Annotated in this window: 11 protein-coding genes; 5 read left to right on the forward strand and 6 right to left on the reverse strand. The window is 73.7% G+C overall.

The window, feature by feature from the left end; all coding sequences use genetic code 11:
• Positions 1–164: 164 nt before the first annotated feature.
• The 5 genes from SXIN_RS06920 to SXIN_RS06945 all read right to left on the reverse strand — a co-directional run bounded on the left by SXIN_RS06920 (position 165) and on the right by SXIN_RS06945 (position 6,065).
• A complete protein-coding gene (locus SXIN_RS06920) occupies positions 165–1,322 on the reverse strand; it encodes an SGNH/GDSL hydrolase family protein (protein WP_019711157.1) in 1,158 nt (385 codons plus the stop codon).
• Positions 1,323–1,566: 244 nt separating this feature from the next.
• Positions 1,567–2,229 carry a GOLPH3/VPS74 family protein gene (locus tag SXIN_RS06925; protein WP_039823643.1) on the reverse strand — a complete coding sequence of 221 codons (663 nt, stop codon included), beginning with the start codon at positions 2,227–2,229 and terminating at the stop codon, positions 1,567–1,569.
• A 712-nt stretch (positions 2,230–2,941) separates the two neighbouring features.
• Positions 2,942–4,510, reverse strand: coding sequence for a hypothetical protein (locus SXIN_RS32725; protein WP_039823639.1), 1,569 nt, complete (start codon positions 4,508–4,510; stop codon positions 2,942–2,944).
• Complete coding sequence (locus tag SXIN_RS06940; RefSeq protein ID WP_019711160.1) at positions 4,488–5,297, reverse strand: hypothetical protein; 810 nt, start codon at positions 5,295–5,297, stop codon at positions 4,488–4,490. Before SXIN_RS06940 ends, SXIN_RS32725 begins: the two co-directional genes overlap by 23 nt.
• Positions 5,298–5,435: 138 nt before the next feature.
• The gene (locus SXIN_RS06945; RefSeq protein WP_157916257.1) at positions 5,436–6,065 is read right to left on the reverse strand and encodes a hypothetical protein; all 630 of its coding nucleotides are present in this window, start codon (positions 6,063–6,065) and stop codon (positions 5,436–5,438) included.
• 293 nt (positions 6,066–6,358) lie between these two features.
• Between SXIN_RS06945 and SXIN_RS06950 the strand changes: the two genes are divergently transcribed.
• Complete coding sequence (locus SXIN_RS06950) at positions 6,359–7,078, forward strand: 4Fe-4S single cluster domain-containing protein (protein WP_019711162.1); 720 nt, start codon at positions 6,359–6,361, stop codon at positions 7,076–7,078.
• 7 nt (positions 7,079–7,085) lie between these two features.
• Here SXIN_RS06950 and SXIN_RS06955 read toward each other — a convergent pair whose 3' ends face one another.
• Complete coding sequence (locus SXIN_RS06955; RefSeq protein WP_019711163.1) at positions 7,086–8,285, reverse strand: macro domain-containing protein; 1,200 nt, start codon at positions 8,283–8,285, stop codon at positions 7,086–7,088.
• A gap of 284 nt (positions 8,286–8,569) precedes the next feature.
• Here SXIN_RS06955 and SXIN_RS06960 point away from each other — a divergent pair, with 284 nt between their 5' ends.
• From SXIN_RS06960 to SXIN_RS06975, 4 genes are all read left to right on the forward strand, one after another.
• A complete protein-coding gene (locus SXIN_RS06960; protein WP_192883561.1) occupies positions 8,570–10,981 on the forward strand; it encodes a protein kinase domain-containing protein in 2,412 nt (803 codons plus the stop codon).
• Positions 10,978–12,585, forward strand: a complete 1,608-nt coding sequence (locus tag SXIN_RS31195) for a coiled-coil domain-containing protein (RefSeq protein WP_095756746.1) — start codon at positions 10,978–10,980, stop codon at positions 12,583–12,585. The genes SXIN_RS06960 and SXIN_RS31195 overlap by 4 nt, the downstream gene beginning before the upstream one ends.
• 91 nt (positions 12,586–12,676) lie before the next feature.
• Positions 12,677–14,746 (forward strand): AAA family ATPase, encoded by a 2,070-nt coding sequence (locus SXIN_RS06970; RefSeq protein WP_019711166.1) that lies wholly within the window; start codon positions 12,677–12,679, stop codon positions 14,744–14,746.
• A 290-nt stretch (positions 14,747–15,036) separates the two neighbouring features.
• Positions 15,037–15,486, forward strand: coding sequence for an FHA domain-containing protein (locus SXIN_RS06975; RefSeq protein ID WP_019711167.1), 450 nt, complete (start codon positions 15,037–15,039; stop codon positions 15,484–15,486).
• Positions 15,487–15,489: the final 3 nt, after the last annotated feature.

A 15,489-nucleotide genomic window follows, 5' to 3' on the forward strand; every position in this document is an offset into this window, starting at 1 on the left:
AGTCGATGACCACGGGGGCTCGGGGTCGCGGATATCTCTTCACCACCAGGCACGCAGCACAGGTTAGCCTAACCTAACAAGGTGCCGAACCGGGGGGCGCCGGACACCGGGATCGCTGCGGCCGGACGCGCGCGATCGCCGAACCGGCCACCGCTCCGCGCCGCTCACCAGTCCAGCGGAAGCGTCGCGAGGTACCGGCCGAGCAGGCCGGAGATGATCCGGTGGTCACTGAGGGACGGGTGCCAGTCGCAGCCGAGACGGTCCAGGGCCGGGTCGTCGTAGTACCAGTAGCCCACCCGGCGATCGCCCCGCGCGACGCGGTTCCGGACGATGCGCTCGGCGGTGTCGGCGAAGGCGGTGGTGCCGGACACGGAGGTGGCGCTGACGACGAGGTGGGTCCCGGCACCGTAGCGGGCGCGCAGCTTGTCGAGGAAGCCGTGGTAGGCGCTCTCGTAGGCGGCGATGAGCTCGTCCTGCGTGGCCCAGGGCTCGCCCGCGTTGAGCGGGGTCGAGAAGTCGTTGATGCCCAGCCCGATGACCACGACCTGCGGGTTCCAGGTGTCCGGCTTCTCCCACACGTCGCCCGCGACGTGCAGCAACGCCCGGTCGTAGTACGTGCGGTAGTCGGTGCCGGGCTCGCCGCCGTTGTAGTTGCGCACCATGCCCCGGCCGGAGAAGGCGTTCTGCTGGTGATCGGCGCCGAGGGCTTCGGCGGTGAGGGCGGGGAAGGCGAGGCCGGCGTTGGTGTTCCGGTCGACACCGCCGGTGGCGGAACAGTCGCGGGTGTCCGAGGTGTTGCCGTATCCGGCGGTGTAGGAGTCGCCGATGAACTCGATCTGCCGGCACCGCGCCGCGGGGGCGGGCAGCATCCGGCCTCCCCCGGCGGCGGCGAACCCGCCGAACCGGCCCGCGGCCCAGGCGCTTTCCGTCCGCTTGACGAGCCGCACGCCGTGTTCGCCGTCCGGCAGGCCGTCGATCCACGAGGTGGTCCGGCCCGGGGTCACCAGGGTGGTGACGGTCTCTCCGTCGATCCGGACGTCGTAGTCGTTGACGGCGTCGTCGAGCACGACGCCGACGCCGGTGCCGCGGAAACGGCCCTCGAAGGAGATGCCGGGCCAGCTGTACCGCACGTATCCGCCGTCCGCCTCCTTCACCCGGCCCACCGTCCGGTACGCGGCCGGGGCGGTGGACGGCCGCGAGGCGCGGGCCGGGGACGCCTGTGACGCCGGGGACGCCTGGGACGGAGACGTCACGGTGGTGACGAGGCCCGCGGCCGAGGCCGTGAGGAACGTCCGCCGGGAGAGGTGACGAGACCTGCGCATGTGCGGTTCCCTTCGCTGTCCTGGACGGCTCGTGGCCGGAGGGGGAAGCCACCCATGGGAGCGCTCCCCGCCGCCACACCATCAGTCGCGGCGCGGTGGGCGTCAAGACGGCAGGAGGGGCCGGGGCATCGGCACGAGCCGGGCCAGGCCGGGACGCACCGTGGAGCGGGGTCCACGAGGCCGCCGGGGCGGAGGCGTGCGCCCGGTCCCTCAGCCGCGTCCACGGCCGCGGCCCGGGCCGGCGTCAGCCGTTCATGGTCGTCGTGGTCACCACGGTCGTCGTGACGATCACCGTCAGGGCGTTCTCCGCCGCCTCGATGACGCGGCGGACCGCCTCCGCCGACCACCGGCCGTGCGCGACCTCCGCCATGGCCTGCTTGACCGCGGCCCTGTCGGCGTCCGGGAAGGCCAGCCGGTGCAGTCCCGCGCCGTGCAGCAGGGCCACCAGGCTCGCGGTGCGGTCGTCAGGAGCCTCACCGCCGAGGACCACCTCTTCCAGCCGCCGCCGCACCGCGGCCTCCGCCGAGCCGTCGGCCTCCGGGTAGCGGCGCACGGGGAAGAGGCCGAGCACCTTCTTGCGCTTCTCCCGGACGAGGCCCTTGTCCAGCAGGCCCCTGCGGGCTCCGGCCACCGCGTCGCCCTTGAGGCGGTTGATCCAGTCCCCGGTCCCGCCGGGTTTGTCCCGGCCGGCGATCTCGGCGAGCGCGGCGTCGAGGGCGGGTTCACCGAGCGGCGTCGGATCGAGGATGGTCACCTTGTCGCCGGTGACGTCGATCCGGCGGGCCAGCGCCAGCTCCACCAGGGCGGCCGCGGAGACCGCCAAGGCCACCTTCGCCGACTCCTTCTCCGTCCCCGACTCGTCGTCCAGCGCGAGCAGCAGAAGCTGCTCGCCCAATGTGGTCTCCATGGAGGGCTCCCTCGGGTCGTCCATCTCACTCCTCGGTCCAGTGTCCCGCGGACGTGAAGCTGGTTCCCCCCTCCGTCACGGCCGAACGGCGCGCGGCGCCGGGCCGTTCGGCGAAGGGCTGACCGGGAACCAGCACTTCGGGTCTGGGGCTCCGGGGTGCAAGGACATCGGCCGGCACCGGGTCGGCGCCTTCACCAGCGGCTCGGTGGCCCGGCTGGGGGCCGCGGGCGGCGTCCACACCGATGAGCCCGCCCGGCGCAGTAACAGTCGGTGGCGGGCAGCCTTTGCGGATATGCGACGCCCGAGCCGGCCTCCCGGACGGGTTCCGGCGGCGAAAGTGCCGTTCCCCTGTCGGCCGTGGGCCGATGGGAGCAGTCCCCGCGTCGCTGCCCGGGAGCGGCCGGCCCCCTCCGTGACGCTGCGGAGGCACCCGCGGGGTCGGCGCCGGTGTCGGCGTCTCGCCGGGAGTGGCCGAGGCCGTGCCAGTCCAGGCACATGACGGTCCCGCCGTCCTGGAGGTGGCCGTTGTTGGCGTCGGCGATCGCCGCGATGAGGGTGCGGGCGGCCTCGCGGGGATGCAGCGCGCGGTGCGCAGGATCAGGTCCGACAAATCGGGGCTGCTGGCGTTGCGCTCCAGCATGCCGTCGTCGGCACAACGAGCCGGTCGCCGCCGCGGGTCCAGCGACTGGACCCGGTAGGTGTGCGGGCGCGGTCAGCGGCGGGACGCCGGTGGGCGTCGTGTCGTGGACGGGGGCAGGAGCGGGGCTCCCGATTCCGTGCGCTTCTGGGCCGCCTCCGTGATCGCCGGGTCGGCCGCCTTCGACGTCAGGCCGTGGCGGTGGGCCTCCGCCGCCGCTTCGTAGAGCTCGTCCGCCGCGCGCAACCGGGCGTCCACCCCCCGCCGGCGCTGCTCGGCGCGTTCGCCCGCAGAGTCGACCCAGGCCCGCGCGGCCGCCAACCGGGTGTGTGCGGCGGCGAGTTCACGCGCGCGCTCCTCGCGGCGTTCGAGCGCCGAGCGGAAGCTGTCGACGTAGGGGTGCTCGCGCAGCAGTCCGGCCAGGAAACCGATCCCACCGGAGAGCAGCAGGAGCGCTATGAACATCCAGTAGACGGTCTGCGGTTGAAGCTCCAGGCGGTCCACCAGGCTGGGGACCGGGTCCGCGGCCGCGTCCGAGAATCCGGTGGCGGGACCCGTGACTTCCTCCACCGGCTCCTCGGCCAGGACGGTCCTCGCGCGCAGGATGCCCAGGGTGACCGTGCAAGCCGCCCAGAAACCGAGGAAGAGCAGGGCTGCCGGTCCGGCCGGGCGGCTCGCGCCCGTCGCCCCGCGTTCCCGCATCGCGCGGCCGACGAGGTGCGGCACCGCCAGCATGAGCACGCCCACGGAAATCGCCAGGGTCGCGTTGAGCACACCCGCACTGGAGGTGCCCACGCCGTGGAACGGTTCGAACGCCACCCAGTAGATGGGCACTTCGACCGCGAAGACCAGGACGAGCAGGAACAGGACCAGCTTCTCCGGCATCGCGGCCCGGGCCCGCAGCCCTTCCCAGCCCTCGACGGACGCGGCGACCGCGCCCTGCGCGGGCGTCGGTATCGCGGTCAGGTGCGGGTCCGCCACCACGGGGTTGAGGGTCTGGTACTCGTCGTCCTCGTCGAACCCGCCGGGGCGCGGCGGGGGACCGGTGCCGGCACCGTGAGCGGTGCCGGCCGTGCTGTCGGAGGGTGTCCCGCCACCCGGCCCTGTCCGCTCGAAGCGCTCGCGCACCGCGTCGCGCAGCCGCTGCCAGCGCATCGACCGGTGGGCGAGCAGGTCGAGCTGTTCGCGGGCGCGGCGCACGTCGTGCTCTGCCTCGACCAGCCGGGTCTGGGCGAGGGCGACCCCCGCCTCCTCCCGCACGATCCCGTTACGGGCGTTGGCGTCCTCCCGAGAGGCCCGGGTCTCCCAGTCGGCGGCCTCCTCCTCCACCAGTTCGCGCACGAGGTCGCGTCGTGCGGCCAGTCCGGCCGCGTACGGTGGCAGGATGCCGCTGGACAGGACGACGACGTCGAGCGCCGTGCCGCTGCCGTCCCTGGCTCCCTGCTTCCGCGCCCGTGTGACGAGCCGTCGCTGCGCGCGGTCGCTCAGGACCAGGGGCATGCGCCGTTCGCCGGGCCGGGTCCGCCGGCCGAACGCCGCGAAGAGCCGGCGCCGCGAGCCGTCCTCGCGGCGCAGTGCCCGGTGGATCGGGGAGCGCCGCGGAGTGGGCTCATCGGGGTCACTACTCGTAGTCGTGGTGGACATGCGCCTTCGCCCGTTTCGTGAGGATGTCGGTCCAGAACTGGTCGAAGCCCTGGTAGGTGGATGGCTTGCGGGCCGGGTTCTTCGCGTAGCCGACCGTGTAGAGGTCCATCCCGCGCAGCGCCGGGAGTTCCCGTCCGGCCAGGAGCTTGTCGACTGCCCGTGTCCGCTCGGTCCTGGTCGACAGGGGCTGCCGGGAGATGCGGAACTCCGGGTCGGTCTGTTCGAAGTCGCTGACCGCGAGGATGCTCGCGTTGTCGGCCGCGTCGTCCTGGGTCTCGCGCAGGGTCCGGGCGATGCGGCCGAGCCCGCCGAGCACGTCCGAACCGTTCTGGGTGCGGGCGCAGTCGAGCATCTCCACGGAGGCGTTGACCGCGGTGTTGCGGGCTCGCTGCCGGAGCAGCTCCCGGTCGGTCGTGCTCGACTTCGGTGTCGGGTCGAGGTCGACGGGTGAGTGACGGCACGACGAGGTCCAGGAGGAGGCCGTCACGGGCGCGTAGGCGAGCGAGGAGCAGTTGCGGCTCTCCAGGAAGTGGATGAGCGTCTCCTGGAGCTTCTTCTTGACGTCGACGCCGGTGTCGTCGCTGCGCCCGGAGCCGGAGCCGTCCACGACGAGGCCGCAGGGCACCTTCCTCGCGGCCTTGTCGTCCGAGTTCCACGGCGGGTCGGAGCAGCCCGCGAGGCCCAGGGCCAGCGCGGCCACCAGGGTGGCATGGGCGCGGAGCGGAGTGCGGAGCCCGCGTGCCGGGCGGGCGGCCCGCGGTCTGCGCCCCGAGTGGTGTGCGTTCACGTGACTCGCCTTCACAACAGTGGTGTGGCCGGTCGACAGCCCGGGGGCGGCGTACGGAACGGTGTCCGTGCCCGCTCACCGGGGGCGGCCCCGGACCGTTCGGACAGATGGGTGCGGTGCCGTCAGCCCTTGTGGGACCTAGGCCGCGGGACGCCCCGCCGGGGCGTGGCCCGCGTCGAGCACCCGCAGCGCCGTCGTCAGCGCCGAGGTGGTCCCGGGGACCGCGGTGAGCCAGGAGTCGAGGTCCCGCCAGCCGGCGTCGAGGGTGATCTCGCCCGGCAGCCAGCTGTGCGGACGGACCCGGCGGGTCCCGTGCTCGGCTGTCTGCCGCTGCCAAACGGCGTCCCAGTAGTGGGCCAGCAGCAGGTTCGCGCCGCCTACGACCGACTCGGCGCGGGTACGGCAGTGCGCCGCGGTCGCGCGCCATTCGGCGACCGAGCGCCCCCACCGGTCCAGCAGCGCGGGCGAAGGACTGCGGCGCACCTCGTACTGGGTAACCACCGCGACGGCGCCGGAGTGAATGCCCGCCACCAGGGCGTGCCGGTCGCGCAGCAGGCGGCCGCGCAGCTCGGTGGTGGCACGCTCGGCGATGAGCCGTACCTCATGGACATACGGCGTGATCAGTTCGGCCGAGTCCGGGGCCTGGTCGGCGGCCGTCACCCGCAGCCGGGCCCCGTCGAGCCGTCCTCGCCGTCGGCTGCGCAGCGAGCCGCGGAGGCCGAGCCCGCACTGGCGCAGGCAGCGCACGACGCTGTGTCTGGTGTCCACCGGAAGCTCCCCCATATGTGCGTGTGCCTCCCCGAGGCGCGGAAGATCGGCTCTCGGCACGGTCCGCGGGGCGGCGTCGCGGCACGAGAATGCCGGGGCGAATGAGCATAGCGGAATACGAAATGAAGCACATGTTTTTTGGTGGCAGAATCTGCACCTGTACCGGAACCGGAAAAGGTCCGGTTCTGTTCCGGATCCGGTGCTGTTCCGATCCGGAACAGAACCGCCCCGGCATTGCCGCGCGCCGGGAACGGGGCGAATAATTTCTCCCCGTACGCAGGGGAGGTAACACCTTGGGAAACACCTTCGGGAACACGGAACGGCTCGATGTAGGCGGCGCGCACCTGCCGCTGCGGACGCTGGGGCCGGGAGCGCGGCTCGGCATCTGGGTGCAGGGCTGCGCGCTGGCCTGCCCGGGCTGCATGTCACGGCACACCTGGGATCCCGCCGGCGGCACCCGTGTCCCCGTGGCCGACCTGCTCGCACTGTGGCAACGGGCCCTGGAGCGGGGCGCGTCGGGGCTGACCGTGAGCGGCGGGGAGCCGTGCGACCAGCCGACCGGACTCGGCGCGCTCCTCCGGGGCGCGGACGAACTGCGCCGCGCGCCTGCCGCCCGTCCAGCGTCCGACGGCGGGGCGCCCGATCTGCTCGTCTACACCGGGTACGAGGAAGACGAACTGACCGCCGAGCAGCAGGCGGCGCTGGGACCGGCCGACGCCGTCGTCACCGGCCGCTTCCGCGCCGCCGAACCGACAGACCTCGTCTGGCGCGGCTCCGCCAACCAACGCCTTTGGCCTAAAACGGAGTTGGGCCGCCTGCGCTACGGCCCCCACCTCACGCGCACCCGAGACCGGCGGGACGCCGGACTCCAGGTCGTCGTGGGCCGTCGGGCACCCGACGGGACGTGGCCGGTGCACTGGTACGGCATTCCGCGCCGCGGCGACCTGACCGCGTGGGAGAGGGAGGGGGCCCGCCGTGGACTGCCGGTCTCTGCGCCCAGCTGGCGCCCCTGACCCGACCTCAGCCCCGGTCGGCGCCCCGCAGCAGGGGGACCAGGGCGGGGGTGCGGGTGACCAGGTGGACCGTCCAGCGGGGGTCCACGCGCAGCTCCTCCTCCACGGCCCAGCGCAGCCAGCGGGCGGCTCGCTCGGACGGCAGACCACCGCGTCCGGCGCCGAGCACGGGGAAGCACAGGGACGACAACGGGGGGTCGTACGCGTCGCGTTCGCCGGCGGCCACGCGGAAGGCGGCGGACACGGCGTCGGCCACCGTCCGCTCGGACGCCTCGTAGCCGTTGCCGTCGCGCCGGGGCACCGCGACCGCCGCGTGCAGCACCCGGCGGACACCGCGCTCCGCCAGCGCGCCGGGACCGGTGGGCACGACCGTGCCGGGCGGCACCTGGAGGCCGCTGCGGTTGTGCAGGGCCAGCCAGTCGCGCAGCTCGCGGGCGAGGGGGTCGTCAACGACGGCGTTGGTCCCGTCCCGTACGGCCGCCGCGCGCCGCAGCGCCCCGGAAACGGTGTCGCTGAAAATCTTCGACATCTCCAGGTAGGTGTTCTCGGAGGAGATCAGGACGTCGATGTCGCGCAGCAGTTCTATGGGGGCCAGGTGCACCCGGATGCGCAGGGGCGCGGGAGGGCCACCGGCGGGCGCGGTCGTGTCGTAGTGCACCGGCGGACCGGTCATCCGGACCGGGCGAGGCGGAGTCTCCGGGGAGGAGCCCCGCATCCCCGTATTCCCGTCCCGCGGGGTGCCCGCGCCCGCCAGGGCCAGCACCGCGTCGGCCAGACGGTCCATGACCTGGTGCTCCTGACGGTGCCGGAAGCTCTCCGTGGTGACGCCGAACACCGCGGCCGCCGCCTTGCGCCGCTCACCGGCGATCTGGGAGCCCGCGCCGACGAGCCCGAACAAGTGGGCCGCCGCGCGGGCGAGTTCACCGACCGGTCCTCCGTCGGGCGGGACCGGGGCCAGGTGGGCGTCGGGCGGCGACGCCGAGCCGTCGAGCCAGTGAACCGCCGCCCGGAGCAGGCGTTCGATGCCCGCGGCCGGCTCCTCCGGGCCCGTGGGCAGGCCCGCCGCGGTCGCCGCCGCGGCGAGACCGGGGTGCGGTGTCCGCCGGACGCGTGGAAGGCCGGCCTTGCGCAGGGCGCGCAGTTCGGCGACGAGTTGGTGGTGCGGGGGAAGTTCCGAGGGCGCCGTGGGGCGGTGTGCCAGACCCATACCAGCACGATAGGACCGCGTTCCTTGCGATGTGGAGGGTTTTTGCGTGATCGGCACAGAGCGGACGGAGACGGCTCCGCAAGGCACTCCGACCCCTCCCTTTCATTTCTTGCCACAGATCGTTCACGTTCGATCGCGCGGATTGACTTCATCTAATCGAAAGCAATCGGAAAGCGATAAACAAAATACGGGCGCGGTTGAGGTCATATTTTCGCTAGTATCCATCCGCCTCCGGCGGAGAGATATTCGGAGGCCGTATGTCAGCGCCGGGCGGGGAGAATCCCATGAGTACCGATGCACCACCGGACGCCGAACCGGAAGTGGCCGGGAACACCGTTCCGCCGACCGACCAGTTCGCGGACGTCCAACCCGACCCGGCACGCGGCCGGGAAGCCCGGCCGAACCTGCACGACCTGCCCGAGGAACTCCGCGGGCGCTTCGAGCGGCTCGCCGATCTCGGCGCCTGCCTCACCGGCGAACCACTCCCCACGCAGGCCGTGGTGCTGCGCGTCGTGGAACGCGAACCCCGGCTCGTGCCCCCGGGCGTCCCGCTGGTCTGGAAGGGCTACCACCACTTCTTCGCCCCCGACCGCCGGGTCCACGAGATCCTCCGCGACCGGGTCGACGAACACGTCACGCAGGTCCTCGACCGCGGTGTCGCGACCGGAACGGTCTGGGATGTCTGCCCCTCGGAGGGCGAGACCACCCTCGCCGAGTACCGCGAGCGCCACCAGGAACGGGAGGGCCTCCCGCTGCCGCCGGAGCGCGTCCGGCGCATGGTCGGCCAGCTCCACCAGGCGTTGACCGCGCTGCACCGGCACGGGATTGTGCACCGCGACGTCGCCCCGGACAACATCGTCGTCCGTGAGGGCCCGCACGGGGAGCCGCGGCTGGTCCTCGTCGACATCGGCGCCGCCCTGCCGGTGTCGTCCACCCGGGTACGGCACTGGACCGGCAAGCCGCACTACCTCGCGCCGGAGGCCACCGCGGTCGTCCAGACCGTCGACCCGTGCGTCGACTGGTGGTCCCTGGGCATGGTCGTCGCCGAACTCGCCCTCGGCTCCCACCCGATCCGGCTGCGGGAGCGCGGTCTCGTCCTCAGACGCGTCAGCACCGAGGACGTGGACCTGGGCGGCATCGGCGACCCCCGGCTGCGCGCCCTGTGCGAGGGACTGCTCACCCGGTCCCTGAGACACCGCTGGGGCGCGGTGGAGGTCGGCCGGTGGCTCGACCCCCACCAGGACGATCCCGTGCCGGCCACGCGGGGCACCACGAACGCCCCCGGCCCGGGCCCCGGCCCCCGGGCACTGCCCTTCCTGTTCATGGGGCGGGAGTACACCGACCCGGAGGAGCTCGCCGAGGTCCTCGACCGCTGCCACCCCAGCACCGCACGACTGCTGTCCTCCGCGCCTCGGCGCCGCGAACTGGTCGACTGGCTGAGCCAGTTCGTGCCGGCCGAGGCCGCAGGAGGGCGAGGGGCCGGCGGAGCGGGCGCCCCGGGAGGCGCCGGCGGCCCGGACGCCCCGCTGGCCCGCCTGCGCACCCGGCTGGCCGACGAACCCGGCCCCGTCGCCCTCGCGGAACTGCTGAACCGGCTCGGCCCCCTCCTGCCCGTCACCTGGCACGGGGTGGGCCTCGAAGGCCACCAGCTGCCGGAGATCGTGCGGCAGGCCGTCGCCGGGGACCGCGACGCCCGCGACCTCGTCGTCGCACTCGGCCACCCCGGTCTGCTGACCGCCCTCGCCGTCCGTCCGGGTGGGGAGCAGCTCGCCGCCACCGAGGAGCAGTGGCGGCGGCTGCGCGACGTCTGGGACGCGCAGGCCGAGGAACTCGCCCTGCGACACCCCCGTCTGCGCCGGCGTGCCGTCCGGGCCGCGCTCGTCCGGGACACCGCCGTCGACGCCCGGTTGCTGCACCTGGCCCGGCTGCCGCAGGTCGCCGGCCGCTGGACCCGGAGCGCCCACGGGCTGGCGGAAAGTCTCGGCGTCCGCGTCCCCTGGTTCGAGCGGCTGCTCGACGAGGCCGACGATCCGCTGCGCCCGCTGGCCGCGCTGATGCTCGTGCGCCTGGCCCGGGACGACGCTGCGCGGGAACACGCACGCCTGGAGGAGCGGCGGCAACAAGAAGCAGTCGCCGCCCTGGCCGCCGCCCGCGACGGACTCGATGTGGCGATGCGCCGCCTGGACAGGCTGCCGAACCTCGGCTGGGCGGTCCTGGGCGCGGTCCTGGTCTGCGCCCCGTGGGGCTTCGTCATCTCCCTCTCCGATGCCGCCGGACTGGCTCCGCAGTCCGCCGTCGTCACTGGGTGGCTGCTGGCCATGCCCGCCGCGTTCGTCGTCCACGCTCTCGAGCTGTGGATCGCGGTCCGCATCGGGCCACCGGGCTACCACCCCGCCCACTCGCTGGCCGGACTCGTCGTCGGCACGGCCGAACGGCCGGGCCGGTTCGTGCTCGGCAGCCGCCGGGCCCGGCTCGTCTCCGGCCTGCTCGTGGCGGTCCTCTTCCTGGTCGTCCTGCCGTACGTGCTGCTGTGGGCCCCGTGGCTGTGGCCCGCAGGCACCGTCGTCGCGCTCGTGGTCTGGACCGTCCGGCGCGACCGAGACTGGCGCCGCCGACTGCGCAGGCAGCGGGCCCTCCGGGCCGCCGTCCGCGGCGGCCCGGCCCGGCCCGCCGTACCCGGGGGGAGGACCGCGTGAGTTACGCCACCGGGTACGCCGGCATCGCGGAAGTGTGGCCGGCCTACGGGTACGGCACGACGCCCCTGTCAGCGACCGACGTCACCAGCCGGATGCCCCACGTTTCCACGGCCGACGTCACGAACCAGATCCCGCAGGTGCCCGCCGTCGACGTCTCCAACACCGTCGACCAGTTCGCGCAGGGCCTGGCCGGCGTCCTGCAGGAACTGGTGGAACCGGCCGCCCTCGCACTGGGCGCCATGAGCGGGGCGCTGCTGGCCGGACGGGCCGCCATGGCCGCTACCGGCGTGCTGGCGCACGCTGCCGTCCGTGCCGCCGAGGAACAGCGCTGCCTGCTGAGTCGGCAGGAGTCCGCGCGCAACGCCGCCCAGCAATGGGAGAGCGCGGCGTTCGCCGCAACCCGTGTGAACGCCCGCCGCACCGTCCTCGCGGCACGGCTCACCCGCGCGGCCCGCAGCGCCCCGCCGGGCTCGCCTCCGCCGCCCGCCCCCGTCCTGCCGCCACCCGTCCAGCCGGTGGGCTGCCGCCTGGACGCCACCCGGGAAGCGGTGGCCGAGGCGGAACACGCCGTCGAGCGAGCCGAGGCCGAGCTGGCGGTGTGGGAGTGCGCAACGGCCGTGACCGACGCCGCCGACCCGCGGGACACCGCGTGGCAGCAGATCCTCGCCGAACGGCGCCGGGCCGGGGGTCCCACCAGCGGCAGGGACACCACGTGGCCCGCCCCGGCCAGGGGCGCCGATGAGGAGGAGGTGACCTCCGCCGGCTCCGGCCTGCTGGCCGCCCTGCCCGCCGACGCCACCGCCGAGGACACCGAACCCGTCGTCACCGCCCTGGACTACGCGCTGATCTGCGCGCGTGCGGGCGACGGCGTCGGCGCCGGGGAACACCTGGAGGAGGCGCGCATCTTCGCCGCCGAGGCCGGCCGGCGTGTCCGGCTGCGCGGCGAGGCACTGGCCCGGGCGGCGGCCCAGCTGGAGTTCCTCACCACCGAGGTGCCGCCGGACGTGGAGCCGAGGCCTCCCGCCGAGGACATCGTGGCGCCGCTGCGCAAGGCCGTTGAGGAGGGACGTCCCCTCGGAGCCGCCGACCACGAGCGGGTGCGCGCGGCCGTGGACGAACGGCTGGAGCACTTGGAGCACCACTACGTCCGGCAGAGCGCGGCCCAACTGCTCGAGGCCCTGGCCGGAGGACCGGCCGAGTGGCACGAGACCGGGTCCGGCGCCCGGTGCATCACCCACGCGCCGCCCGGCTGGGAACCGGACCACTGGATCCGGATCACCGTCCGCCCGGACGGCATCGGCCTGGCCACCCACCGGGCCGGCCCGCCCTCGCCGCTGGACACACAGCGGTGCGCCGAGGCGAAGCAGTGGGCGGCCGACTTCGAACGCGCCGTCGCACACCTGGGGCTGGACTGCGACTTCCGCTTCGACTCGGACGTTGTCGCACCGGGCACGCCGGACGACGCGGCCCGGTTCGCGCCCGGGCCGTCCGGGCGGGAGCACGAGCGTCCGGGGCCGCACACCCGGGACGACAGGCGTCGCCGGGACGACAGGCCGCGGCACCGGCGGATCGACGACCGCGACGACCGCGACCGCCGGCACTGAGAAGACGGACGTCCCCGATCCCCGGCCGGCCGTCTCGCCGCGTCCCACCACCCGCGGTGCCCGTGTCGCACCGGCGAGAAAGGAACACCCAGTGAGCCAGACCAACGGATCGGCGGGGAGCCGTCTCACCAAGGACGGGGGCCCCCGCGCCACCGCGAGCCCTCATCAGCCGGCACCGCCCTTCGTCAGCGAAATCACCGGCACTCTCGCGGTGCACAGCCAGTTCGTGCTCCACGGCAATATCCGCGACCGATACCTGGCGCAGCGCCGCCTCGGCGGGAAGCTCGTCGAGACCGACCGCAGCCTGCCCGAGTCGTTGTGGGACGGACTGCGTCACCTCGGCTACGGCTCACTGCTGAGCTACGACCAGATCACCGGGTTCGTCACCCTGGTCGGGCCCGACCAGGAGACGGTGGTCGAGCTGCTCGACGACGCCCTGCGTGGCCCCCGCACCGGGCGGAGGGGCGACCGTACCCCGCAGCTTCTGGAAGCCGAACCGCTGTTGCGGGAAATCGTCAGCGGCTTCCGGGAGCGCCGCACCGCGCAACGCCGGGACGGCCGGGAGGCCGAACCGCTGCGACTGGCGCTACTGATCGACTACTCCTCCCGGTTGAGCACCGATGTCACCCGGCTCAGCGACGCCGAGCGGGACTTCTTCCTGGCCTGCGTCCAGCTCGCGCGGGAGGCCGAGCCGTTCTCCGTCACGCCGCGCCGCGCTCTCCGCGATCCCTCGGGAGAGGGAGAGCTGTTCAACCCGGTCATCTGGCTGGCCGACAGCGACCGCGACCTGCCGCACTGGCTGCTCAGCGGTTCCGAACGCATCCGCACGGTCGCGGTGCCCGGGCCGGACGCCGACGAACGTCGGCGGATGGCCGGGCTGCTGGCCTCTGAACACCCGCCCGTTCCGGCCGGTGCCGAGGCCGGACACCAGGACGGCACGGGGGTCGAACAGGCCGGGCCGGACCGGCGGGCGTTGCTGGACCCGGTCTCCGCGTTCGCCAAGGCGGCGACCGGGCTGTCCCTGGACGCCATGCGGCAGAGCCACCGGCTCGCCCTCTCGCGGGGCCTGCCGTTCGAGAAGATGCCGGACGCGGTACGCGTCTACCGGCTCGGTGTGGAGAAGGACCCCTGGCGTTCCCTGGACATCCGCGAGCGGATCGCCCAGGGGTACGAGCACCTCACCAGCCGGGTGCGCGGCCAGGAGCCTGCGGTCACCATGACCCTCGACATCCTCAAGCGCGCGGCCCTGGGGCTGTCCGGGGCACAGGCGACAACCGCCGGGCACCGGCCGCGCGGTGTTCTCTTCTTCGCCGGGCCGACAGGGACGGGCAAGACCGAGATGGCCAAGAGTGTCGCGCAGTTGCTCTTCGACAGCGAGGAGGCGTACCTGCGGTTCGACATGAGTGAGTTCTCCTCCGCGCACGCCGCCGACCGGCTGGTGGGGGCGCCGCCCGGATACGTGGGGTACGAGGCGGGCGGTGAACTCACCCGTGCCGTGCGCGCCGACCCTTTCCGGGTCATCCTCTTCGACGAGATCGAGAAGGCACACCAGGGAGTGATGGACAAGTTCCTCCAGCTCCTGGAGGACGGCCGGCTCACCGACGGGCAGGGAGTCACCACGTACTTCAGTGAATGCGTGCTCATCTTCACGTCCAACCTCGGAGTGCAGCACACCGATCCGCACACCAAGCAGCGGGTGTGGGACGTGCAGCCCGAGGACGACTACCGCGACCTCGCGAAGCGGGTGAAGGGGAACATCCGCCACCACTTCGAGGCCGAGGTGGGGCGTCCGGAGCTGATGAACCGCTTCGGCGGCAACGTGGTCGTGTTCGGCTTCGTCACGGGATCCGCGGCGGAGGAGGTCCTCGACCTGTCGATCGGCAACATCGCCGCCGCGCTGTGGGAAAGCCAGGGCATCCGGCTGGAGATCGTCCCGCAGGCCCGCCGGCAGCTCGGCGAGTACTGTATGCGGGACCCGTATGCCGGGGGGCGGGGCATCGGCATGGCACTGGAGACACACCTGATCAACCCGCTGGCGCGCGCGATCTTCACGATCCGGCCGCGGTCGCTTCGCGGCGCGCTCCGGGTGACCCGCGTGACGGAGGACCAGGAGAACGGCTCGGTCGACCTGGGGGTCGAACACGACACGGACCATCGATGACGGACGAGGACGACCCCTGGGAGGAACTGACCCCCCGCCGTCCGGGCACTCTCCGCATTCCGGGCAGGACAGTGCCCGGCCCCCGGCACCCGGACGAGGGACGGACGGCGGACGACGGCCCACCCGGGACACCACCCGTCCGGCACCCGGAGGGGAACGCCGGAACACCCCCTGACGACGACCCCCCGGAGGCACTGTCACCCCGCCGTGCCGTCACGGACCCGCCCGCGCCGGCCCCGCCACCGCGGCTGGTGAGGTGCACGGGATGCGGGCGCAAGGTACCCGCGGCAGTGACCGGCTGTCCCCGCTGCTCCGCCCCGGTCGCGGACGCGGTCCCCACCGGGGAGGGCGGCGCCACGGCGGTGCTCCGGTTCTCCGGCGGTCTGGTGCAAGTGCGGATGCGCCCCGGGGACGTACGGAACCTCGGCCGGGCCCCGGAATGGGCACCCACGACAGCCCGCGGTTTCGCCGACGAACTGTCGGTCTCCCGCCGCCACGCCGAGGTTGCCCTGCGCCCGGACGGCACCCTGTGGGTAACGGAGTACCGGGACGGCACTACCCACGGCACCCGCGTCAACGAGGACTATCTGCTGCCCGGTGTTCCGAGGCGGCTGGCCGACGGCGACAGCCTTGTCCTGGGGCTCCACTCCGAGGCAACCGTGTCGCTGTGCGCCCCGGACGACGACGCGGGGGCCGGGGCCGCGGCAGACGAGGACACGGGGTCCGGCGCGGGAACCTGAGCG

It is taken from the genome of Streptomyces xinghaiensis S187 (genome assembly GCF_000220705.2).
GTDB classification, from domain to species: Bacteria; Actinomycetota; Actinomycetes; order Streptomycetales; family Streptomycetaceae; genus Streptomyces; species Streptomyces xinghaiensis.